Raw genomic sequence first — 21142 nt, 5'->3', positions numbered from 1 at the left:
GTCACACCCTGAGCGGCATCAGCACATACTGCACCCCCGGATCGCCCGGATCGAGGACGAGGGTCGGGCTGGCCGGGTCGGCGAACATGAAGGTGGCGTTCTCGCCGGTGATCTGGCCGGCGACGTCCAACAGGTAGCGGGCGTTGAAGCCGATCTCGAACGGCTGTTCCGAGTATCCGATCTCCAGCTCCTCCACGCCCTGGCCAGCCTCCATGTTGCGCACCGTCAGGGTCACCCGGTCCAGCTCGAAGGCCAGCTTCACCGAGCGGCTCTTCTCGGCCGAGATGGTGGCGACGCGGTCGACGGCCGAGGCGAACAGGCTGTTGTCGATGTCGGCCTGCTTGTCGTTGCCCTTGGGGATCACCCGCATGTAGTCGGGGAAGGCGCCGTCGATGACCTTGGACGTCAGGCTGGCCTGGCCGAACTCGAAGCGGATCTTCTGGGGGCTGACCTGGATCTCGACCGGGCCCGTGCCGTCGTCGAGCAGGCGGCGGACCTGATCCACGGTCTTCCTCGGCACGATGACGCCGGGGCCGCCCGCGGCGCCTTCCGGCGCCGGGGTTTCGGCGAGCGCCAGGCGGTGTCCGTCGGTGGCGACGGCGCGGAGCAGGGGAATGCCGGCTTCGGCCACGGTGTGGAGGTAGAGGCCGTTCAGATAATAGCGCGTCTCCTCGGTCGAGACGGCGAAGCGGGTCTTGTCGATCAGGCGGGCCAGATCGTCCTTCATCAGGGTGAAGCGCACCCCGGTGGAGTCCGTCGACATGACCGGGAAGTCCCCGGCCGGCAGGACCGGCAGGTTGAACTTGGAGCGACCCGCCTGGACCGTCAGGCGCGGATCGTCGCCGTTGTAGGTGAGCGCCACCTCGGCCCCGTCCGGGAGCTTGCGGACGATTTCATAAAGGGTATGGGCGGGCGCCGTGATCTGGCCCTCGACCTGGACGGTGGCCTCGGCCTCGTCGACCATTTCCATGTCGAGGTCGGTGGCGGCGAAGCTCAGCCTGTCGCGGTCGGCCGACAGCAGGACGTTGGACAGGATCGGGATGGTGTTCCGGCGTTCCACCACGCTCTGAACATGGCCGAGGGCCTTCAGCAGGGCGGAGCGTTCGATGGTCAGCTGCATGGGGTCTTCTTGGGCGTCCGGCGGCGACTCAGACAGGGTCGCGGGTAAGGACTTCCGACACTAGCGGATTGGCGCGGCGGGGCAACGCCCCGCCGTCCGATCAGCCCCGGAGCTTGCGCGTCAGCGCCTCGACGTCGCGGGCGATCTGGTCATCGGTGGCCAGAAGCTCCTCGATCTTGCGCACGCCATGCAGCACCGTCGTGTGGTCGCGTCCGCCGAAGCGTCGGCCGATGTCGGGGTAGGACCGGGTCGTGTGCTGCTTGCACAGATACATGGCGATCTGGCGGGGGCGGGCGACGGCCCGGGTGCGACGCTCGGAGAGAAGGTCGGCCTGCTTCATGGAGAAGTGCTCGGCCACCGTCTTCTGGATCTCGTCGACGGTGATGCGACGCTCGGGGCCGCCACGCAGAGCCGAGCCCAGCAGGGCCACCGCCTCGTCGGCGCCGAGGCTGGACAGGCGCGGACCGACCGACGCAGCGAGCGTATTGATAGCGCCTTCCAGCTCGCGGACCGAGCCCGGCGTGCGGTCGACCAGCTGTTCCAGCACCTCACGCGGGGCCTCGCCCGACACCAGGCCCATGCGGGCGAAGGCGGCGATGCGGTTCTGGGCCACCGCGATCTTCAGCGCACGATCGGCGGGCTCGACCGGGCAGGTCAGGCCGGCGGCGAGGTGGCTGCGCAGCCGCGGCTCGACCTCGGTCAGGGCCATCGGCGGACGGTCGGCCGACAGGACGATGCGCTTGCCGTCCTCGATGAGCGCGGTCAGCGTCGACAGCAGCTCTTCCTGGGTCGAGGCCTTGCCGCCGACGAACTGGACATCGTCCAGCAGCAGCATGTCGGCCGTCCGCAGGCTTTCCTTGAAAGCGGCGGTCGAGCGATCCTGCATGGCCTTGACGAAGGTCGACAGGAAGCGCTCCGCAGTCAGGTAGACGACCTTGGCGTCGGGCTTCAGGCGCTGGGCTTCCCAGGCGATGGCGTTCAGCAGGTGGGTCTTGCCGTAGCCATAGGGGCCGCAGAAGAAGATCGGGTTGAAGTGGCCCTCGGCCCAGCTGGCCGTCTGGCGGGCGATGGCCAAGGCGAAAGCGTTGCCCTGGCCTTCCACGAAGCTGTCGAAGGTCAGACGCTCCTGCAGGCCCGCCGCGCGCACGGCGCGGGGACCATCGGCGACAGGGGCGACGGTCGGCGCCACCGGCGTCTCGGCGCCTGCCGATGACAGCGCCTGGAGAGCGACGGCGGACGCCGGCGTCACCGCCGGCACCTCGGCGCGGCAGCGGACCTCGAGCCGGCGCGACAGGCCGTCCAGACCCAACCACAGCTCGTTGAGACGGCGCAGAGCGTTCTTGCGGACCCAGTCGCGGGCGTAGCCGGTGGGGGTGACGAGGATGAGCTGACCCGCGCCGTCGGCGCGGACAGCCGACGGCGCGATATAGGAGCTGAACGGGCCTTCGCCGATCTCGGCGCGGAGGCGGGTCGCCGCCTCCGTCCAGATGCGATCCGGATCCGTCGTGCCACTGCCCGTCGACGCCACCGCCAGTCCCCCCATGATCTTCTCGCCCGCCTCAAAAAAGTCATCGACGCCCGGAACCGTGACGGTCTCAGGCCCTTCGCCGGGGTCTGATCGAGGGACGGCTTCTCCTGTCCCTCGAAGCGGGAGCTTCGAAGGTGGGGCCGACCTGGCGAACAGACTTCTCCCGCCGGGGCAAGGCGGGGCCTCGCTCCGTCTTCATCCGTGAAGGGATGGAAGTGCGTTAGGAGGGAAAACTTACGCCCGGCGGCGTGGGGGTCAACGCTGATTCGTTGACCGAATGGCAACTAAATTCGTTGACAGGGCCAAGTGCAAATCCCGCTTGGGAAAATGCGGGTTTCGCGCGTTCGGCGAGCGCCGATTCCCCTGTGATCACTTATCCGCACACGGCGAAACGGCGAGTAAGCTTGAGCCTACTCGCCGTTGAAATCGTTCGGTTTTGGCGTGACGGACCAGTGACAGTCCGCAAATCTACCTAGTCAGGCGGCCGACATTTTCTTCAGCTGCGCCGCCAGGCGGGACACCTTGCGCGAGCCGGTGTTCTTGTGGACCACGCCCTTCGTCACGGCGCGCATCAGCTCCGACTGAGCGGTGACGAAGGCCCCCTTGGCGGCCTCGGCGTCGCCGCCGGCGACGGCTTCCTGGAACTTCTTCAAGAAGGTGCGCACGCGCGTGCGGCGCGACTTGTTCACTTCGGTCCGCGCAGCGATCTTGCGGATCGCTTTCTTGGCGCCGGGGTTGTTGGCCATTCGTCAGAACCTATCAAGGCAAACGCCGCGGACACCCCGTCCACGGCGTGGGGAAACTTCAAGAGGCGCGGCGTATAGCGGAAGGGGCGGGAAGGGTCAACGCGGACTCTAGCGCCCCTTGAACTCCGGCTTCCGCTTCTCGACGAAGGCGGCCATGCCCTCCTTCTGGTCCTCGAAGGCGAACAGGCTGTGGAACAGACGGCGCTCGAACTGGACGCCTTGGGTCAGGGTGGTCTCGAGCGCGGCGTTGACCATCTCCTTGTTGGCCATGACGGCCAGCGGGCTCTGGGCGGCGATCCTGGCCGCGATCTTGCGGGTTTCATCCAGCAGCTGATCATGGGGGAAGACGCGCGACGCCAGGCCCGCGCGCTCGGCTTCAGCCGCGTCCATCATGCGGGCGGTCAGGACCATGTCCATGGCCTTGGACTTGCCTACCAGACGGGTCAGACGCTGGGAGCCGCCGATGCCGGGCGCGACGCCCAGGTTGATCTCCGGCTGGCCGAACTTGGCCTTCTCACTGGCCACGATGAAGTCGCACAGCATGGCCAGCTCGCAGCCTCCGCCCAGAGCGAAGCCGTTGACGGCCGCAATAATGGGTTTGCGGAAGCGTGTGATCCGGTCGTGGCCGAGGGCGAAGAAGTTGCCCGCATACATCTGGGCATAGGTCTGGTCGGCCATCTCCTTGATGTCGGCGCCGGCCGCGAAGGCCTTGTCGCCCGAACCGGTCAGGATCAGGCAGCGCACGCTGTCGTCGTGCTCCACCGCGTCCAGGAAGGCCGCCAGATCGGCGAACAGAGCCGAGTTCAGGGCGTTCAGCGCCTCAGGCCGGTTCAGGGTGACGACCGCATAGCCGTCGGCGTGCCGCTCGATCAGCAGATTGGCGTAGGTGTCGGACATTGGGGCCTCCTGTTCGCCCGCCTGTCTATCCGCGCCCGACCGTTTTGGCCAAGTCACCGTCGCGGCAGAAGCGCCAGGGTGAAGGCGGCGCGCACCAGTTCGGCCACGACCACCATGCCCAGCAGCACATGGGCGGCGATCGCCTGCATGCGCGCGGTCGACAGGTCCAGACTCCACCCGAAGCGGGACGCCAAAGCCAGAATGAGCGACAGCCCCAGCAACAGAACGACCACCAGCATCAGGGCCACGTGCCCGGCCTTCAGGGCGGCATTCAGACTGGGTCCGTCGTCCAGAGCCGTGGCGCGCAGTCGAAACAGGCGCGCGACGACACCCGTCGCTGCGGCCTCGAGCCCGACCGCGACGATCAGCGCCGCCAGGAACCACCAGATCAGGCCGGACAGGTCGTCGGCCCGGACGGCCTGGATAAAATGCAGAAAGTAGGCCCCCCAGACGCCGGCACCGACCAGCAGGCTGATCCACAGATGGGTTCGTCTCATCGGCCCACCCCGACCATGTCCGCCAGCTTCATCACCGTATTCCAGTTGCGCGCCGTGCCCATGCCGAGCAGCCGGACCTGCGTCGCCTTCTCCGCCATCTTCGACTGGCCGATGCCATCGGGGTGCCAGAGCCACAGAGCGTGGGGCGTCTCGATCAGGCGCTCCGCGCCGACGGCGAATGCGCGGACCGCCTCGACGCCCTCGGCTCTCACACCGTCCTTCATGACCATGACCTGCAGGCGCGACGGATCGGCTCGCGCTTCGTCTGGACAGGGGTTGGCGGAGATCAGTTCGCTCCACTGGCGACCGGTCCGAACCATGGCCGCGATCTTCAGGCCGAAGTGGTCCTGCATGGCGGCCTCGACATCGGCTTCCAGCACGGCCGGGTCTCGGTCGCTCTCGACCACCAGATTGCCGCTGGCCAGCAAAGTGCGGGGGTTCTCCAGCCCCATGGCCTCGGCCATCGCGCGTTGCTCGGCGACCGGGGCCCGAACGCCGCCGGTGTTCATGCCGCGAAACAGGATGATGCGGTGCTCGCTCATCGCCGCTGGCACACAGGACAGTAGAACGTCGAGCGTCCGCCCTGGACGACGCGACGGATGACGGGGTGGGCGGGGTCACGGCGGCAGACCTCGGCCTCGCGGCCATAGACGTCGAAGGCGTGCTGGAAATAGCCTTGGCCGCCGTCGGCATTGGCGAAGTCGCGCAGCGTCGAGCCGCCCGCCGCGATGGCCTCGGTCAGGACGTCGCGGATGGCGAGGGTCAGGGCCTCCAGACGCGGACGCGAGACGCGGCCTGCGGGCAGGGTGGGGGAGATCTTCGCCCGCCACAGGGCCTCGCAGACGTAGATGTTGCCCAGACCCGCGACGATGCGCTGGTCGAGCAGGCTGACCTTGATGTTCTGGGCCTTGCCCTTAAAGGCCTCGGCCAGATGGGCGGCTGAGAAGGCGTTGCCCAGCGGCTCGGGCCCGATGGCGGCGAACCAAGGATGGGTTTCCACCGCGTCAGACGCGATCAGGCCCATGAAACCGAACCGTCGGGCGTCGGCGAAGCCGATGCGGGTCTGGCGGCCATTGCGGACCGCGCACAGGCTCATGTGCTCGTGCTTGGCGGCGACAGGCGCGGCCTCCTCGAACTCGCCCAGCTGTTCGCCGTCGAGCGTGAAGCGGCCGGTCATGCCGAGATGCGTCACCCAGGTCTCGCCGGTCGAGAGGGGCACCAGCAGGTATTTGGCGCGGCGCTGGACCGCGAGCACGGTCGCGCCCTCCAGCCGGTCGGGGAAGCGATCGGGGAAGGGAAAGCGTAGGTCGGGCCGGTTCTGGCGCACGCGGATCAGGCGCGCGCCCGCAAGCACGGGCTCCAGGCCGCGCCGGACCGTCTCGACCTCAGGAAGCTCGGGCATGGGATTGGTCTCGGGGACGGTTCTCTACGCTCTAGCAGACCGGTGACGAAACCGGCACGTGGAATGGTCAACCGGCCGGGTTCGACGTGTCAGTCGGTCGCGGCTCAGCTGCGGCTTTGCTTGGGCCGGAGCGGTGCTATCTCTCGCCCATGACTTTGCTTGAGCGGCTTGACCCCACGCGTACCTGGCTCGGCTTTCTGGGGGCGGCCGGGGCGGGTCTGACTGCCCTTTTCGTGTTTCTGGAGCCGTCGCCGACGTATGGGCTGAGCTTGCTTTCCCTGATCGGCTTTTGGGGCGTGCATGTACTGGCCTTTCTGGCGCTCGCCCAGGGGTCCCAGATCCTGATCTCACGTCATATTGCGCCGAGTGCGAATCCTTGGGTCGCGATCATGGCGGCAGGGATAGCCGCGTCGGCGCTGCTTGCTCCGCTAGCGCTGGGAATGGATCGCCTGATGGTGGAGCCCGTAGATCTTGCCGTCGGCGACGGCTGGAGCTGGCAGGAGCTGGCCGAGGAGTGGCTGAACCTGGCACCGCCGGCGACCTTGGTCTGGCTGGGACTGAACGCCGTGCGGTTCGTGAGGCTGCCCCAACGGGAGGCTCACCCAAGCCCGGTGTTGACGCACGGCCGGGCGGAGCCTGACTTCCTGCGGCGGCTCCCGCTGGGTCGGCGGGGTGAGCTCATCGCGTTGAGTGCCGAGTTGCACTATCTGCGGGTCTATACGACGCTCGGTGATAGCTTGATCCTGCAGGGCTTCGGAGAGGCGCTCGAGCAGCTCGGGCCTGACGCGGGCCTGCGCATCCACCGATCCCACTGGGTCGATCCAAGCTTCGTCGAAGAGCTGTCGCGTGAGGGCGGTCGCACGCACGTGCGGCTCGTAAATGGAGTGGTCCTGCCGGTGGCGCGAAGCCGGCGGGGTGAGGTGGCGGCGACCTTGATTGGAGAGGGCGCGCCGGTTCGTGCCTGACCATTCGTGCAACTGGCCGCGCCGTTGATGTCCTGACTGCTAGCCCGGCCGAAGAGGACGAGCCGTTCGTGCAGTGCGGGCGACCTTTGGTGCAATCGCGTTGGCTCTGCACCGCCAAGCTTTCCATCAGTCCGTCTCACCTGAGCCAGCGCGACGACCAGACCGATGAATCACAAGAGACGTTTCGAAAACCGGAACGCCCCTTATCAGGCGACCAAGGCGGTGGTCGTCCGATTCAGGACGAGTCGAAACCTAAACGGCGCCAAATCGACGCGAGATACCCATGTTTCCGTGACGGGGGCGCCGCACGAGTCAGGCAACCGCCAGCCCCAGGCGACGATCGGTTTGGGGGAATCGATGACGGACGTTCAGACGCTGCCCGCCGGGGCATCGGGCGCATGGGCCGCCGGTCTCCGGCGAGGCCTGCGCAGGGGCGCACAACGGCTCCATCTGTCCCTGGCGGCTGGCGTCGAGGCGGCGTCCCCGGTGCCGATTGCACTGGCAGCGACCCTGCTGCTGTCGGCCTATTTCGTGCTGCTGCCGGGCGTTGATCTGGCCGTCAGCGCCCTGGTCTATGATCCGGTCGCCGGGTTCGCGGCCGCCTCCGATCCGGCGCTAAAGGCGCTCCGGAAGTCGTCCAGTTGGGTCATGGGGCTGACGCTGCTGGCCCTCATCGTCATTGCCATTCGTGGGTGGTGGACCGGATGGCGCGAGGCCCGGCGCGCCCTCTTTTTGATCTGCGGTCTCGCCCTGGCGTCCGGCGTGGTGGTCAACGGCCTGTTCAAGTCGCTGTGGGGCCGGGCTCGACCGGTCCAGATCGAGACCTTCGGCGGAGAAGCTCAATTCACCGGTGCCTGGACGGTGACGGACCAGTGCCTGTCCAACTGCTCCTTCGTCTCCGGCGAGGCGTCCTCGGCCGCCTGGCTGGCTGCGGTCGCCGTTGTCATGACCCCGCAAACGTGGCGTGCGACCGTCATCCCCATAGCCTTCGCCTACGCCGCCGCACTCTCGCTCAACCGCCTGCTGTTCGGCGGTCATTTCCTGTCGGACATTGTCCTGTCATGGGCCATCACAGCCCTCGTTCTGTGCCTGCTGCACCGGCTCATGCTCCATTGCCCCGTCGCGGCTCGCCGCTCACGCAGGCTGCGCCGCCTGAACCGTCGCCCGAGCCCTGTCGCCGCCGCGATCTGAGCCTGTTGCTCCTGATCGGGGCGGTCGCCGCCCTGACAGCGATCCGGCTGACCGGGCTTCAGGTCTCGGTCACCGAACTTCACGCCGATGAAGCGCAGTATTGGGCTTGGGCCCAGAATCCCGCATGGGGCTACTACTCCAAGCCGCCGATGGTGGCATGGCTGATCGGCCTGGCGCAGGCCGTCTGCGGCACTGGCGCGGCGTGCGTGCGTGCGCCATCGGTGCTGATCTGGGCGGCGATTCCGCTTCTGGTCTTCGGAATCGGGGCAACACTGGCCGGGCCACGCGTCGGCCTTTGGGCGGGGATCCTGGCGCTCCTTGCGCCGGGGGCGGCCTTCTCCGCGCGGGTGATGTCGACGGATCCGCCGCTCCTGATGTTCTGGGCCCTGGCTTTGCTGGCCTTGGTGCGGCTGAGGGCCGGCGGCGGAGCGGCCTGGGCGGCCGCATTGGCCGTCGGGCTGGGGTTCGGTCTGCTGTCGAAGTACGCCATGGTCTATTGGATCGGCGGCCTTGTGCTGGCGGCGGTTGTCGATCCGGCGACGCGGCGGGTGCTTCGGCGGCCTGCGCTTTGGGTCGGACTGTCGGGCGGGCTGGCCCTATTCGCGCCGAACCTGATCTGGAACCTCGACAACGCGCTGACGACGGTCCGGCACACGGGGGTGAATATGGCAGGGGAGAAGGGTGCCCGAAGCCTGGTCGAGGTCATTTCCGAAGGGCTGGAATTCATCTCGGCACAGTTCGGACTGGCCGGGCCTGTGGTATTCGCCGCCGTGATCCTGGCGGCGGCGGGGTGGCGCAAGCTGACGGCGGAACAGAGGCTGCTGTTGGCCTTTAGCATGCCGGTTTTCACGGTCGTCACCGTCGCTGCTTTCGCGCAGGGGGCCAATGCCAACTGGGCGGCGTCGGGACTGGTGGCGGCCTTCGTTCTGGCGCCAACAGTGCTGGCCGGTCGCGTGGGACGGGCTTGGCTGGGCGCGGGCCTAGCGTTCTGCGGGGCGGTGCAGGCCCTCCTGCTGTTCGGAGACGCGCGGGCGGACCGCTGGGTTCTGCCGGGCGATCCCTATGAGCCGGTCATGGGCTGGACCGCTGTGGCCGAGGCCGTCGCCTCTCGCGCGCGCACTGAGGGTGCAACCGTCATCGTGGCCGAGCGGCGAGGGGAGGTGGCGAACCTCGCCCACGCCCTCCGGGAAACAGGGCTGGCTGTAGTGGCCTGGCCGCCGGAGGTCGAGGGGCAGCCGCAGGATCATTTTCAGATGACCCAGCCGCTGACGGTGGCGCAGGCGGAGACGGTGCTGGCGGTCGCGACCTGTGAAGATGCCGGCCGGTTCGCCGGCTGGGCCGAGGCGCGACGGATGCAGACCGTGACCCTTCCGGCCGGCGCGGGAGCGGTGCGGACATTGCACCTGTTCCGACTGTCGAGGCCGACCGGGCCGGTGAAGCGACCCGTGCCCTGCCCGGATGCCTGATCCGCCAGTGACGTTGCCGGAGCGCCGGATTCCGGCTTAGGTCGGGGAAAGCCATCGCAGGATCGCAAATGACCGACACGCCCGCACCCTCTGCCGCGCCTTCCGGGAAGCGCGTCGAGTTCACGCTTCGCGCCCTGGTGCTGGGCTGCATCCTGGCCGTGATCTTCACGGCGGCGAACACCTATCTGGGGCTGAAGGTGGGGCTGACCTTCGCCTCGGCCATTCCGGCGGCAGTCATCTCCATGGCCATCCTGCGGATGTTCAAGACCTCGACCATCTGGGAGAACATGACGGTCCAGACGGTCGCGTCGGTGGGCGGGGCCATGAGCTCGATCATCTTCGTCCTGCCGGGCCTGGTGATGGTCGGATGGTGGCTGGACTTTCCCTTCTGGGAATCGGTGCTGATCTGCGTCTTCGGTGGCGTGCTGGGGGTGACCTTCTCCATCCCGCTGCGCCGGGCCTTGGTGGTGGATGCGGGCCTGCCCTACCCCGAGGGCGTGGCGGCGGCCGAGGTGCTGACCGTCGGGTCGCGCGGGGCCGAGCAGACCGAGAGCGCGGTGCGCGAGAACGCGTCGGGCCTGTGGGTCGTGATCACCGGGGCGGTGGTGTCGGCGGGCTATGCCCTGCTGGTCGCCGGGCGTGTGTTCGCGGGCGAGGCGGCGCGGTTCATCAAGCTGCCCGCGTCCCTGGGCGGCGGGGCGACGGGGCTGGGCTTCGGCATGCAGTTCGCCCTGCTGGGAGCCGGGCATCTGATCGGGCTGAGCGTGGGTCTGGCCCAGGCGTTTGGCTTGCTGCTGGCCTGGGGCATCGCTGTGCCGATCCTGACATCGCCCGACACCATCGCCTGGCTGACCGCCAACGGCATCCCGTCGATCGCCACGACACTGGAGCCCGGGGTGGCGGCCGAGGAGCTGGCCACTACGGTCTGGGCGCGCGAGGTGCGGTTCATGGGGGCGGGCGTCATCGGCGTGGCGGCGATCTGGACGCTTATCAAGTTGGCCGGGCCGCTCATCGGCGGGCTGACCTCGGCGTTGGCGGCGAGCAGAAAGCGCGACGCGGGCGAGGTGCTGGTGCGGACCGAGCAGGACATTCCGATCAACATCATCGCCGGGCTGTCGGTCGCCTGCCTGATCGGCATCGGCGGCATCCTGGCCTGGTTCGCCAACAGCAATCCGACGCTGGCCAGCTCGACCTGGCTGCTGGTGGCGGGGGGCTTGGTCTATGTCGTGATTATCGGCTTCGCGGTGGCGGCCATCTGCGGCTACATGGCCGGGCTGATCGGGTCGTCCAACAGCCCGGTGTCGGGCGTCGGCATCCTGGCGGTCGTGATCGCCTCGGTCCTGATGCTGGGGGTGCTGGCGCTGGCGGGTCTGCCGGCCGACCCGTCGGTGGTGGCCTTCGCCCTGATCGTGACAGCGATCGTGTTCGCCGTCGCAGTGATCGCTAACGACAATCTGCAGGACCTGAAGACCGGCCAGCTGGTCGAGGCGACGCCTTGGCGTCAGCAGGCGGCGCTGATCGTGGGCGTGGTCGCGGGCGCGATCGTGATCCCGCTGATCCTGAACCTGCTCAACCAGGCCTTCGGCTTCGCCGGAGGGCCTCCGGGCATCGCAGACGAGCCGCTGGCGGCACCCCAGGCCACGCTGATCTCGGCGCTGGCGAGAGGGGTCATCGGCGGCGACCTGCGCTGGGACCTGATCGGGCTGGGGGCCTGCATCGGCGTGGTTATCATCATCCTGGACGCCGTGCTGAACGCCACGACCAAGGGGCGGATGAAGCTGCCGCCGCTGGCGGTGGGGATCGGGTTCTATCTGCCGGCCGCGGTGACCACGATGCTGGTGATCGGGGCGGTGTGCGGCTGGGTCTATGACAAGGCGATCAAGACGACGCGGTTCGCCGATGTGGGCCGCCGGATGGGCGTGCTGCTGGCCAGCGGCCTGATCGTGGGCGAAAGCCTGTTCCTGGTCATGACGGCCGGGGTCATCGTCTCGACGGGCGACGACGCGCCGTTCGCCATGCTGCCCGAGGGCTCGACGTGGCCGGCCATGCTGTCGGGGATCGCGGTCTTCGCGGTTCTGACGGTGGCGCTCTATGCCTGGGTGCGGGGACGGTCGGCGAAGGTTTAAGCGCCTGCGGTTCTTCACCAAGGACACCAAGGGGCCACCAAGGACACCAAGACATCAGAGCACGACGCGCCGCAGGCCGTTCTTCAGCATGACTGTATTGAAGTTGATCAGATAGCCGAGCCGGAGGCGCGCGAAGCGCAGATACGTCAGGACCTGAGCCGTATGGATCGACGCAAGGGCGTCGATCGCCCTGACCTCGACGATCACGGTCCGTTCGACCAGAAGGTCAATGCGATAGCCAGCTTCCACCCTGACTTCGCCGTAGGTGACTGGCACCACGGCCTAGCGCTCGACCTCCAGTCCTGCCTTTCGGAGTTCCTCCGCGAGGCAGGTTTCCATAGACCGACTCAAGAAGTCCGGGACCGAGCGCCTTGTGAACAATGAAGGCTGCGTCCAGAATTTTCGTCCAAGCCGATCGACGTCCTCCGAAACGTGCTCGGTACCTTGGTGTCCTTGGTGCACCCTTGATGTCCTCGGTGATGAACCGCCTAGGTTCCCGCGAGTTCGGTCAACCGATCAAGCGGGACTAAGACCGATAGGCGTCGTGGCACGATCCGCAGGTCGCGCGTGTCGCGGCCCAGGCTTCGTTCGCGGCGGCCCGGTCGTCCGCGGCGATGGCGTCGCGAAGGCGGGCCGTGGCGGCCTCATAGTCTGCGGCCTTGGCCTGGAAGCCGGTCCAGTCGGTCCAGATTTCGGACTTGGCCTTGGTCGCGGGAACCGCACCCGGGCCGGTGCCGGGCACGAAGGCGATCGTCATCGAGGCAGCCCAGCGAGACAGGCCGTTCGACGCGAAGGCGAGCTGTTGCAGCGGGACGCCGGCGTCCAGACCCTGTTTGATGCCGCCGAAGGTCGCCGCCGACATGGCGAATGAAGCCTGGCGGAGGGCCACGATCTGGGCGGCCTCTTCCGGCGGAACCTCCTGCTGGGCTCCCGCCGCGCCGGCCACGCACATCAGGGACAGAGCCCCCGCGATCAGAACCCGCTTCATCGACCCGCCTCCCAAAGGTTGAAACGGGAGGCTGCGCCCGTGCCGTCAAGCTGTCAAACCGGGGCCCTATGGTCTTTCGGGCGGCCGCGCTGTAAGAGGCGCGCGCTCCCCGCAATGACGCCCCTGACCCAGCGGCCCCCGCACCTGTCGGCCGCCCTTTCGCATTGAACGACCATGAACCTCCGCAACGTCGCCATCATCGCCCACGTCGACCACGGCAAGACCACCCTGGTGGACCAGCTGCTGGCCCAGTCCGGCGTCTTCCGAGCCAATGAGGCGACGACCGAGCGGGCGATGGACTCCAACGATCAGGAAAAGGAACGCGGCATCACCATCCTGGCCAAGTGCACCTCGGTGCTCTGGAACGGCAAGGCGGGCGAGACGCGCATCAACATCATCGACACTCCCGGCCACGCCGACTTCGGCGGCGAGGTGGAGCGCATCCTGGGCATGGTGGACGGCTGCGTCATCCTGGTGGACGCCGAAGAGGGCGTCATGCCCCAAACCAAGTTCGTCCTGACCAAGGCGCTGAAGATGGGCCTGCGTCCCATCCTGTGCATCAACAAGGTGGACCGCGCCCACGCCGATCCCGACCGGGTGCACAACGAGACCTTCGACCTGTTCGCCGCCATCGGCGCGACCGACGAGCAGCTGGACTTCCCGCACATCTATGCGTCGGGCCGCAACGGCTGGGCGACGCTGGACCTGAACCAGCCCAATGACAATCTGGCGCCGTTGTTCGACCTGATCGTGGATCACGTCCCGCCGCCGGCCGTGCAGGCGAACAAGAACAAGCCGTTCCGCATGCTGAGCGTGCTGATCGAGAGCGATCCCTTCCTGGGCCGCATCCTGACCGGCCGCATAGAGAGCGGTAAGGCCGTGCCCGGCATGGCGATCCACGCCCTGGACCGCGAGGGCAAGGAGATCGAGCGGGGCCGGATCACCAAGGTGCTGGCCTTCCGCGGCCTGAAGCGCCAGCCGCTGGACGAGGGCTCGGAAGCCGGCGACATCGTCGCCATCGCGGGCCTGTCGAAGGCGACCGTGGCCGACACCCTGTGCGCCATGGAAGTGACCGAGGCCCTGCCGGCCCAGCCCATCGACCCGCCGACCATCAGCATGACCGTCTCGGTCAACGACAGCCCCCTGGCCGGCCGCGAGGGCGACAAGGTGCAGAGCCGCGTCATCCGCGACCGCCTGCTGAAGGAGGCCGAGGCCAACGTCGCTATCCGCGTGACGACCACCGAGGGCGGCGACGCCTATGAGGTCGCGGGCCGGGGTGAACTGCAGCTGGGCGTGCTGATCGAGAACATGCGCCGCGAGGGCTTCGAGGTGTCGATCAGCCGTCCGCGCGTGGTCTATCAGACCGGCGAGAATGGCGAGAAGCTGGAGCCCATCGAGGACGTCGTCATCGACGTCGACGACGAGTTCAGCGGCATCGTCATCGAGAAGCTGTCGGCGCGTAAAGGCGAGCTGACCGACATGGGGCCGTCGGGCGCCGGCAAGACCCGCATCCAGCTGAAGTGCCCGTCGCGCTCGCTGATCGGCTATCAGGGCGAGTTCCTGACCGACACGCGCGGCTCGGGCGTGCTGAACCGCGTGTTCAGCCACTATGAGCCCTACAAGGGCGAGATCGCGGGCCGCCTGAAAGGCGTGCTGGTTTCCAACTCCGACGGCGAGACGGCGGCCTATGCGCTGTGGAACCTGGAGGAGCGCGGCGTCATGTTCGTCGGCGCCGGCGAGAAAACCTATCAGGGCATGATCATCGGCGAGAACAGCCGCTGGGACGACCTGGACGTCAACCCAATCAAGGGCAAGCAGCTGACCAACGTGCGCGCCTCCGGCAAGGACGAGGCCGTGCGCCTGACTCCGCCGCGCGTCATGAGCCTGGAACAGGCTATCGCCTATATCGACGAGGACGAGTTGGTCGAGGTGACGCCCAAGTCGATCCGGCTGCGCAAGCAGGTGCTGAACCCGAGCTTCCGGAAGAAGCGCCAGAAGCCGGAGTAGGGCTCAGCCAGGAGTAGTGGGCCTAAGCGTCGGGCCGCGGAAGGGGATAATCCGGTCCGGCCAGGGGTCTCCGGCGGCGTGGGCCGGGGAGGGGCAACGCACCCGGGAGGTCCGGCCGTTCCGCATGCGTTCGGCCGCCTCTTCCGGGTTTGGAAGGCTCTCATCGATTGCCAGCCAATGCGTGACTGACGCCTCCGAGCACGTACGTGATAGACGGGGCATGGCCCTCGCATGCGCGCCGCTGCCGCGATAAGCCGCAATGGCGGCTTCGTTGGTCCAAGAGGTCACGGTCCACAGCGTCGGGCCCGGTCCGGTCGCCAGATAGCCGCCAAGGAAGCCGGGGGCGCGCTCGATCTGATGCCGACTGCGCAGGGTGTCCAGGGCGATTGGCGGAAGGTCCAGCAGACCTATCGGCTTCAGCCGTGTCACCGAGATGAAGGCCATGCGTGTTTCGCGCTCGCGACGTCGGGACAAGCGGTCTAGCAGCACGAGCCTCCAGTGGGCAGGGCTCGTCGGAGCGGCCGAGACTGTCAGTCCCGCGAGCACACCGAGCAGCCCGGATCGGGCGTGACCTCCACCGTGCGGCTGGTCGCCGACAGGCCGTCGTAGAGGAGCAGTCGGCCGGTCAGGGGCTCGCCCGCGCCGGTGATGAGCTTGATCGTTTCCAGCGCCGCCATCGAACCAATGACGCCCGCCAGGGCGCCGACCACGCCGACGCGGGCGCAGGTTTCAGCGTCGGCGGGCAGGTCGGGCACGAGGCAGCGGTAGCACGGGCGGCCGGTGAAGACGCCGAGCTGACCGCTCCATCGTCCAAGGGCTCCAGAGACGAGCGGAATGCGGGCGGCGATGCAGGCGGTGTTGACGGCGTGGCGCACGGCGAAGTCATCGGTGCCGTCCAGTACCACGTCGGTCCCGGCGATCACGCGGGCAGCGGTCTCGGAGGTCAGGGCCGCAGGCACGGCCTCGATACGGACGCCGGGGTTCAGCGCGAGGAGGCGGCGCTCGGCGACCTCGACCTTGGGCTGGCCGATGTCGGCGGTCTCGAACAGGACCTGACGCTGGAGATTGGACAGGGAGACGGTGTCGGGGTCGATGATCCGCAGGGTCCCCACCCCCGCCGCCGCCAGATAGAGGGCCGCTGGCGAGCCGACGCCGCCCGCGCCGACGATGGCGACCGTCGCGGACGCGAGCTTCTGCTGCCCGGGTCCGCCGATCTCGGACAGGACAAGGTGGCGGGCGTAGCGTTCGACGTCTTCGGGGGAAAAGCCCATGCCCCTCAGTTAGGCGCGCGCGCGGCCTTCGTCACGCAGCCTGTTTCAGCTCGACGATGCGGTCGGCGTGATAGGCGGTGATCTGAGCCATGTTCGTAAGGCCGATGGCCTTCATCATGGCGTCTGGGTCGTCGCACAGGGTCATCGGCTCGGGAAAGCGACGCTCGGCGACGGGCTTGTCCGACACGATGCGGATGTTGTTCAGGCGTCGGTCGTCCCGGATGCGGCGCATCAGGCGGTCGATGTCCTGACGCGACCCCTCGATGCCCTGCAGGCACCAGCCGTCATGAAACATGACCGCGGAGGTGATGTTGTCCCGACGGTTGTTGACGGTCGCCGCGCCAAGGATCTGGGCGATCGACAGGGTCGAGGAGCCGGTCGAACCGACGGTCTCGGCCGCGTAAATCAAGCGATAAAGCAAGACACGTCCCCTCAGTGGCGATGTAACGGTGTAATGATGCTGGTGTAACCGATTACAGTGGTTACATTGTGGCAGAGATGCGGCCTTGTATTTGCAACGGTTTTGCGTCGGCGGGGCTTGCCGCGCCCCAATTCCGTCGCCATCTCGGCTCGCATGAGCGAGCACACGACGACCGGACCCGGCTGGCACGGGACGACGATTCTGGCGGTCCGAAAGGACGGCCGGACCGTCATCGCGGGCGACGGCCAGGTGTCGATGGGGCCGACCATCGTCAAGGGCGCGGCGCGCAAGGTCCGGACGCTGGCGGGCGGCAAGGTGCTGGCAGGCTTCGCAGGCGCGACCGCAGACGCCTTCACCCTGATCGAGCGGCTGGAAGCCAAGCTGGAGCAGTATCCCGATCAGCTGGCGCGGGCCTGCGTCGACCTGGCCAAGGACTGGCGCACGGACCGCTATCTGCGGCGGCTGGAGGCCATGCTGCTGGTGGCGGACAAGGCCAGCATCTTCACCGTCACCGGCGTCGGCGACGTGCTGGAGCCGGAATACGGCACTGCGGCCGTGGGGTCGGGGGGAAACTACGCGCTGGCGGCGGCGCGGGCCCTGCTGGACAACACCGACCTAGACGCCGAGGCGATCGCGCGCCGGGCCATGGCGATCGCGGCCGATATCGACGTCTACACCAACGGCAATCTGACGATCGAGAAGCTGTAGGCCGTCAGGAATGGTCAGGGCGCGGGGGCGCTCATTGCGTCGATTTCACGGGACATCGCAACCGATCCGGGCATGAGTGAAGAGCCTGGAGACGACCCCATGCCTCGCCTGACCGCCATCATCGCCGCTGCCCTTCTGCTCGCCGCGCCCGCCCACGCCCGGATGTCCGACCCCGCGCCGGTGATCGCCGCCGAGCGGGCGTTCGCGGCCGACGCCCTGACGATGGGGGTCGACCGGTCCTTCCTGAAATGGGCCATGCCGGGCGCGGTGCTGATCGTGGGGGGATCGCCCCAGCCGGTCGAGGCGCTGTTCGATCCGGACGCCGCGTTCGATCCGACGGCGCGCCCCTTGGTCTGGTGGCCCAACTGGGCGGGGATCGCCGTGTCTGGCGACCTGGGCTTCACCACGGGCGGCGTCGAGGTGAATGGCCAACGCAGGGGCCACTATTTCACGATCTGGCAGAGACAGGCGGACGGCACCTGGCGCTGGGTCTATGACGGGGGCGTGCCTGCCAGCGCGGCGGAGGTTCCTGGCCCTGAGGCCGAACCGACCATCCTGGCGACCTCGACAGTGGCCCCGACGTCGGCCGAGGCCGCTCTGGGAGAGTTGAGGGCGGTGGAGGCCGTGCTGGCGGCCGCGGCGGCGGGAGACCAGAAGGCTGCGCATCTGTCCTTGCTGGCTCCCGATGGCCGCATCTACGTCGGCGACCGGCCGCCGGCGATCGGTGAGGCGGCTTTCGCCGAGGCCCTGGACGCCTGGCCCAAATCGTTCGACCTCAGCCCGCCGCTGAGCAGCGGGGCATCGGCGGCAGGCGACCTCGGCTGGACCTATGGCCGGGCCCTGTGGAAGGACGGCGATGCGAACGGCAGCGGCTACTACGTGCATCTCTGGCAGAAGCGGGAGACAGGCTGGGTCCTGGCCTTCGCCCAGCTGATCGTCGATCCGCCCGCCCCTCCCGCTCAGGGTTGAGCCGCCCTATGTGGCGAGGATGACAGACCTTTCCCCTCGCGAGATCGTTTCCGAACTCGATCGTTTCATCGTCGGCCAGGAGGACGCCAAGCGCGCCGTCGCCGTGGCCCTGCGAAACCGCTGGCGCCGCAAGCGCGTGCCCGATGATCTGCGCGACGAGGTCACGCCAAAGAACATCCTGATGATCGGGCCGACGGGCGTCGGCAAGACCGAGATCGCGCGGCGGCTGGCCAGGCTGTCGGGCAGTCCGTTCCTGAAGGTCGAGGCGACCAAGTTCACCGAGGTCGGCTACGTCGGCCGCGATGTCGACCAGATCATCCGCGATCTGGTGGAGGCGGCGCTTCTGATGGTGCGCGAGCAGAAGCGGGTCGGCGTGCGGGCCAAGGCGGAGGCGGCGGCCGAGGAGCGCATCCTCGACGCCCTGGTCGGACCCGGCTCGCAGCCGGCGACGCGCGACGCGTTCCGAAAGAAGCTGCGAGCGGGTGAGCTCGACGACAAGGAGATCGAGCTGCAGATGGCCGAAGCAGCGCCGGCCATTCCGGGCATGGACCTCGGCGGCCAGAACGTCGGGCTGATCAATCTGTCGGAGATGCTGGGCAAGCTGGGCGGCCAGCGGACCAAGCCGGTCAAGACGACGGTCAAGGCGGCGCTGGCCCCTCTGGTCACTGAGGAGAGCGACAAGCTGCTCGATCAGGACAGCCTGGCGCGCGAGGCTGTGGCTCTGGCCGAGAACGAGGGCATCGTCTTCATCGACGAGATCGACAAGGTCGCGGCGCGACAGGACCGGGGCGGCGCCGATGTGTCGCGCGAGGGCGTGCAGCGCGACCTGCTGCCCCTGATCGAAGGGACCACCGTCTCGACCAAATACGGGCCGGTGAAGTCGGACCATGTGCTGTTCATCGCGTCCGGGGCCTTCCACGTGGCCAAGCCGAGCGACCTGCTGCCCGAACTGCAGGGCCGCTTGCCGATCCGGGTCGAGCTGAAGGCCCTCACGCGCGACGACTTCGTGCGCATCCTGACCGAGCCGGAGGCCAATCTGATCCGTCAGAACCAGGCGCTGCTGGCGACCGAGGACGTGACGCTGACCTTTACGGCCGACGCGGTCGAGGCTCTGGCCGATGCGGCGGTGGCGGCGAACTCTGCGGTCGAGAACATCGGAGCGCGCAGGCTGGTGACCGTGATCGAGCGGGTGCTGGAGGAGACCTCGTTCAAGGCGTCGGACCTGTCCGGGCAGACGGTGGCCTTCGACGGCGAGACGGTGCGGGCGCGGGTTGCGGAGTTGGCCAGGAACGCGGACCTCAGCCGGTTCATCCTCTGACCCCGCCTTAAATCCAGCGCGATCCGTGCTATAAGCCCCGCTTCCCGCCACCCAGGATCTTCGCATTGAGCCTGACGCTCGACCTTTCGCGCACGCCGATCGCCGCTCCAGTCAACCTGTCCGGTCTGACGCGCGAAGGGCTGCGCGCGGCGCTGGTCGAGGCGGGAATCTGCCCGCCGGAGAAGGCGAAGATGCGGGCCAGTCAGGTGTGGGGCTGGATCCACCATTATGGCGTGACCGACTTCGCGGCCATGACGAACGTGGCCAAGGACACCCAGGCCAGGCTGGCCGCCGCCTTCACCCTCGCCCGGCCCGAGGTGGTGGAGCGCCAGGTGTCCAACGACGGCACGCGCAAGTGGCTGATCCGCACCGCGCTGGGCATCGAGATCGAGACCGTCTACATCCCCGATGTCGGCCGGGCGGGAGCCCTGTGCGTCTCGTCGCAGGTCGGCTGCACCCTGAACTGCACTTTCTGCCACACCGGCACGCAGAAGCTGGTGCGCAACCTGACGGCGGCGGAGATCGTGGCCCAGGTGCAGGTGGCGCGCGACGACCTGGGCGAATGGCCGTCGCCCAAGGAAGACCGCCGCCTGTCCAACATCGTCTTCATGGGCATGGGCGAGCCGCTCTATAACCTCGACCACGTCGCCGACGCCGTGGACATCATCGCCGACAACGAAGGCATCGCCATCTCGCGGCGACGGATCACGGTCTCGACGTCCGGCGTCGTGCCGATGATCCCGGAGCTGGGCGAGCGCACCCAGACCATGCTGGCGATCAGCCTGCACGCCACCAACGATCCGTTGCGCGACGTACTGGTGCCGCTGAACAAGAAGTATCCGCTGGATCAGCTGATGGCCGCGATCCGCGCCTATCCGGGTCTGTCCAACGCGCGGCGGGTGACGTTCGAATATGTGATGCTGAAGGGCGTCAACGACAGCCCCGAAGAGGCCCGCGCCCTGCTGAACCTGATCAAGGGCATTCCGGCCAAGATCAACCTGATCCCGTTCAATCCCTGGCCCGGCACCGACTACCAGTGCTCGGACTGGAAGACGATCGAGCGGTTCGCGGCGATCCTGAACAAGGCGGGATACGCCAGCCCGATCCGGACGCCGAGGGGGCGGGACATCCTGGCGGCGTGCGGGCAGTTGAAGTCGGAGAGTGAAAAGGTGCGCGCGAGCGCGCTCAGGAAAGCGGAGCGAGCTGCGGCTTGAGGCGCTTCAATAGACTGCGCCGATAAACGACCCCGGCTGCTCCGCCTGCCAAGGCCGACGGGATAACCATTTCGGTGATGCTGCCGGCGCCGTTTGATCCGAAGAGTATGTAGGCGGCGGCGCCGCTGAAACAGGCCGCTGTCGCGGCGGCTATCCCATCGTTGTCGTGTCCGAGCTTTCGCAACGCGAGGTAACTGGCAGGTCCAACCGCAGCAGCGCCTATCACGAACGCGGGGAGAATGAAGGGGATGATGTATTTAGGTAATGACTTAAATCATACCAGTGGAGCTCTGGCAAGTGGTTCGCAA

Annotated in this window: 20 protein-coding genes; 9 read left to right on the top strand and 11 right to left on the bottom strand. The window is 67.8% G+C overall.

Going from position 1 to position 21142, the window contains the following annotated elements; genetic code table 11:
* Position 1: 1 nt before the first annotated feature.
* From dnaN to mutM, 7 genes are all read right to left on the bottom strand, one after another.
* A complete protein-coding gene (dnaN, locus tag Q333_RS0105580) occupies positions 2-1120 on the bottom strand; it encodes a DNA polymerase III subunit beta (protein WP_029415758.1) in 1119 nt (372 codons plus the stop codon).
* A 100-nt stretch (positions 1121-1220) separates the two neighbouring features.
* On the bottom strand, positions 1221-2663 hold the full coding sequence (gene dnaA / locus Q333_RS0105575) for a chromosomal replication initiator protein DnaA (protein ID WP_029415757.1): 1443 nt from the start codon (positions 2661-2663) through the stop codon (positions 1221-1223).
* A gap of 461 nt (positions 2664-3124) precedes the next feature.
* On the bottom strand, positions 3125-3394 hold the full coding sequence (gene rpsT, locus Q333_RS0105570) for a 30S ribosomal protein S20 (RefSeq protein WP_029415756.1): 270 nt from the start codon (positions 3392-3394) through the stop codon (positions 3125-3127).
* Between the two features lie 108 nt (positions 3395-3502).
* Complete coding sequence (locus Q333_RS0105565; RefSeq protein WP_029415755.1) at positions 3503-4291, bottom strand: enoyl-CoA hydratase-related protein; 789 nt, start codon at positions 4289-4291, stop codon at positions 3503-3505.
* Positions 4292-4344: 53 nt separating this feature from the next.
* A complete protein-coding gene (locus tag Q333_RS0105560) occupies positions 4345-4788 on the bottom strand; it encodes a hypothetical protein (RefSeq protein WP_029415754.1) in 444 nt (147 codons plus the stop codon).
* On the bottom strand, positions 4785-5330 hold the full coding sequence (locus Q333_RS0105555) for a DUF1697 domain-containing protein (protein ID WP_029415753.1): 546 nt from the start codon (positions 5328-5330) through the stop codon (positions 4785-4787). Before Q333_RS0105555 ends, Q333_RS0105560 begins: the two co-directional genes overlap by 4 nt.
* Positions 5327-6190 carry a bifunctional DNA-formamidopyrimidine glycosylase/DNA-(apurinic or apyrimidinic site) lyase gene (gene mutM, locus Q333_RS0105550; protein WP_029415752.1) on the bottom strand — a complete coding sequence of 288 codons (864 nt, stop codon included), beginning with the start codon at positions 6188-6190 and terminating at the stop codon, positions 5327-5329. Before mutM ends, Q333_RS0105555 begins: the two co-directional genes overlap by 4 nt.
* Before the next feature lie 149 nt (positions 6191-6339).
* Between mutM and Q333_RS16885 the strand changes: the two genes are divergently transcribed.
* From Q333_RS16885 to Q333_RS0105530, 4 genes are all read left to right on the top strand, one after another.
* Positions 6340-7155 carry a LytTR family DNA-binding domain-containing protein gene (locus Q333_RS16885; protein WP_051651145.1) on the top strand — a complete coding sequence of 272 codons (816 nt, stop codon included), beginning with the start codon at positions 6340-6342 and terminating at the stop codon, positions 7153-7155.
* A gap of 357 nt (positions 7156-7512) precedes the next feature.
* Entirely contained in the window at positions 7513-8346 is an 834-nt protein-coding gene (locus tag Q333_RS0105540) for a phosphatase PAP2 family protein (protein ID WP_084175827.1), read from the top strand.
* A gap of 5 nt (positions 8347-8351) precedes the next feature.
* Positions 8352-9812, top strand: coding sequence for a glycosyltransferase family 39 protein (locus Q333_RS0105535; RefSeq protein WP_051651144.1), 1461 nt, complete (start codon positions 8352-8354; stop codon positions 9810-9812).
* A 68-nt stretch (positions 9813-9880) separates the two neighbouring features.
* Positions 9881-11938 (top strand): OPT family oligopeptide transporter, encoded by a 2058-nt coding sequence (locus tag Q333_RS0105530; protein ID WP_029415748.1) that lies wholly within the window; start codon positions 9881-9883, stop codon positions 11936-11938.
* Positions 11939-11992: 54 nt separating this feature from the next.
* Here Q333_RS0105530 and Q333_RS17825 read toward each other — a convergent pair whose 3' ends face one another.
* Both Q333_RS17825 and Q333_RS16880 read right to left on the bottom strand, forming a co-directional pair.
* Positions 11993-12217, bottom strand: a complete 225-nt coding sequence (locus Q333_RS17825) for a GxxExxY protein (RefSeq protein WP_211249697.1) — start codon at positions 12215-12217, stop codon at positions 11993-11995.
* 247 nt (positions 12218-12464) lie between these two features.
* The gene (locus tag Q333_RS16880; protein WP_051651143.1) at positions 12465-12926 is read right to left on the bottom strand and encodes a cytochrome c; all 462 of its coding nucleotides are present in this window, start codon (positions 12924-12926) and stop codon (positions 12465-12467) included.
* A 174-nt stretch (positions 12927-13100) separates the two neighbouring features.
* Between Q333_RS16880 and typA the strand changes: the two genes are divergently transcribed.
* Entirely contained in the window at positions 13101-14933 is a 1833-nt protein-coding gene (typA, locus tag Q333_RS0105515; RefSeq protein WP_029415746.1) for a translational GTPase TypA, read from the top strand.
* Between the two features lie 530 nt (positions 14934-15463).
* Here the strand turns inward: typA and Q333_RS0105510 are convergent.
* Together Q333_RS0105510 and Q333_RS17715 are read right to left on the bottom strand one after the other, a co-directional pair.
* Positions 15464-16204 (bottom strand): HesA/MoeB/ThiF family protein, encoded by a 741-nt coding sequence (locus Q333_RS0105510; RefSeq protein WP_029415745.1) that lies wholly within the window; start codon positions 16202-16204, stop codon positions 15464-15466.
* A 31-nt stretch (positions 16205-16235) separates the two neighbouring features.
* Complete coding sequence (locus tag Q333_RS17715) at positions 16236-16625, bottom strand: BLUF domain-containing protein (protein ID WP_035293838.1); 390 nt, start codon at positions 16623-16625, stop codon at positions 16236-16238.
* 153 nt (positions 16626-16778) lie between these two features.
* Here Q333_RS17715 and hslV point away from each other — a divergent pair, with 153 nt between their 5' ends.
* The 4 genes from hslV to rlmN all read left to right on the top strand — a co-directional run bounded on the left by hslV (position 16779) and on the right by rlmN (position 20834).
* Positions 16779-17333, top strand: a complete 555-nt coding sequence (gene hslV, locus Q333_RS0105500; RefSeq protein ID WP_029415743.1) for an ATP-dependent protease subunit HslV — start codon at positions 16779-16781, stop codon at positions 17331-17333.
* 99 nt (positions 17334-17432) lie between these two features.
* Complete coding sequence (locus tag Q333_RS0105495) at positions 17433-18302, top strand: hypothetical protein (RefSeq protein WP_051651142.1); 870 nt, start codon at positions 17433-17435, stop codon at positions 18300-18302.
* Between the two features lie 19 nt (positions 18303-18321).
* Entirely contained in the window at positions 18322-19620 is a 1299-nt protein-coding gene (hslU, locus tag Q333_RS0105490; RefSeq protein WP_029415741.1) for an ATP-dependent protease ATPase subunit HslU, read from the top strand.
* A gap of 65 nt (positions 19621-19685) precedes the next feature.
* On the top strand, positions 19686-20834 hold the full coding sequence (gene rlmN / locus Q333_RS0105485) for a 23S rRNA (adenine(2503)-C(2))-methyltransferase RlmN (protein WP_029415740.1): 1149 nt from the start codon (positions 19686-19688) through the stop codon (positions 20832-20834).
* Positions 20835-21142: the final 308 nt, after the last annotated feature.

This window comes from Brevundimonas bacteroides DSM 4726, from assembly GCF_000701445.1.
Taxonomy (GTDB): Bacteria; Pseudomonadota; Alphaproteobacteria; order Caulobacterales; family Caulobacteraceae; genus Brevundimonas; species Brevundimonas bacteroides.
Note: the sequence above shows the minus strand (reverse complement) of the source record. Positions and strands in the feature narration are given on the sequence as shown.

What these genes read in the sequence shown, in the direction of transcription:
- dnaN (WP_029415758.1), bottom strand. Translation starts at nt 1,120, where the DNA reads ATGCAGCTGACCATCGAACGCTCCGCCCTGCTGAAGGCCCTCGGCCAT.
- dnaA (WP_029415757.1), bottom strand. Translation starts at nt 2,663, where the DNA reads ATGGGGGGACTGGCGGTGGCGTCGACGGGCAGTGGCACGACGGATCCG.
- rpsT (WP_029415756.1), bottom strand. Translation starts at nt 3,394, where the DNA reads ATGGCCAACAACCCCGGCGCCAAGAAAGCGATCCGCAAGATCGCTGCG.
- Q333_RS0105565 (WP_029415755.1), bottom strand. Translation starts at nt 4,291, where the DNA reads ATGTCCGACACCTACGCCAATCTGCTGATCGAGCGGCACGCCGACGGC.
- Q333_RS0105560 (WP_029415754.1), bottom strand. Translation starts at nt 4,788, where the DNA reads ATGAGACGAACCCATCTGTGGATCAGCCTGCTGGTCGGTGCCGGCGTC.
- Q333_RS0105555 (WP_029415753.1), bottom strand. Translation starts at nt 5,330, where the DNA reads ATGAGCGAGCACCGCATCATCCTGTTTCGCGGCATGAACACCGGCGGC.
- mutM (WP_029415752.1), bottom strand. Translation starts at nt 6,190, where the DNA reads ATGCCCGAGCTTCCTGAGGTCGAGACGGTCCGGCGCGGCCTGGAGCCC.
- Q333_RS16885 (WP_051651145.1), top strand. Translation starts at nt 6,340, where the DNA reads ATGACTTTGCTTGAGCGGCTTGACCCCACGCGTACCTGGCTCGGCTTT.
- Q333_RS0105540 (WP_084175827.1), top strand. Translation starts at nt 7,513, where the DNA reads ATGACGGACGTTCAGACGCTGCCCGCCGGGGCATCGGGCGCATGGGCC.
- Q333_RS0105530 (WP_029415748.1), top strand. Translation starts at nt 9,881, where the DNA reads ATGACCGACACGCCCGCACCCTCTGCCGCGCCTTCCGGGAAGCGCGTC.
- Q333_RS16880 (WP_051651143.1), bottom strand. Translation starts at nt 12,926, where the DNA reads ATGAAGCGGGTTCTGATCGCGGGGGCTCTGTCCCTGATGTGCGTGGCC.
- typA (WP_029415746.1), top strand. Translation starts at nt 13,101, where the DNA reads ATGAACCTCCGCAACGTCGCCATCATCGCCCACGTCGACCACGGCAAG.
- Q333_RS0105510 (WP_029415745.1), bottom strand. Translation starts at nt 16,204, where the DNA reads ATGGGCTTTTCCCCCGAAGACGTCGAACGCTACGCCCGCCACCTTGTC.
- hslV (WP_029415743.1), top strand. Translation starts at nt 16,779, where the DNA reads ATGAGCGAGCACACGACGACCGGACCCGGCTGGCACGGGACGACGATT.
- Q333_RS0105495 (WP_051651142.1), top strand. Translation starts at nt 17,433, where the DNA reads ATGCCTCGCCTGACCGCCATCATCGCCGCTGCCCTTCTGCTCGCCGCG.
- hslU (WP_029415741.1), top strand. Translation starts at nt 18,322, where the DNA reads ATGACAGACCTTTCCCCTCGCGAGATCGTTTCCGAACTCGATCGTTTC.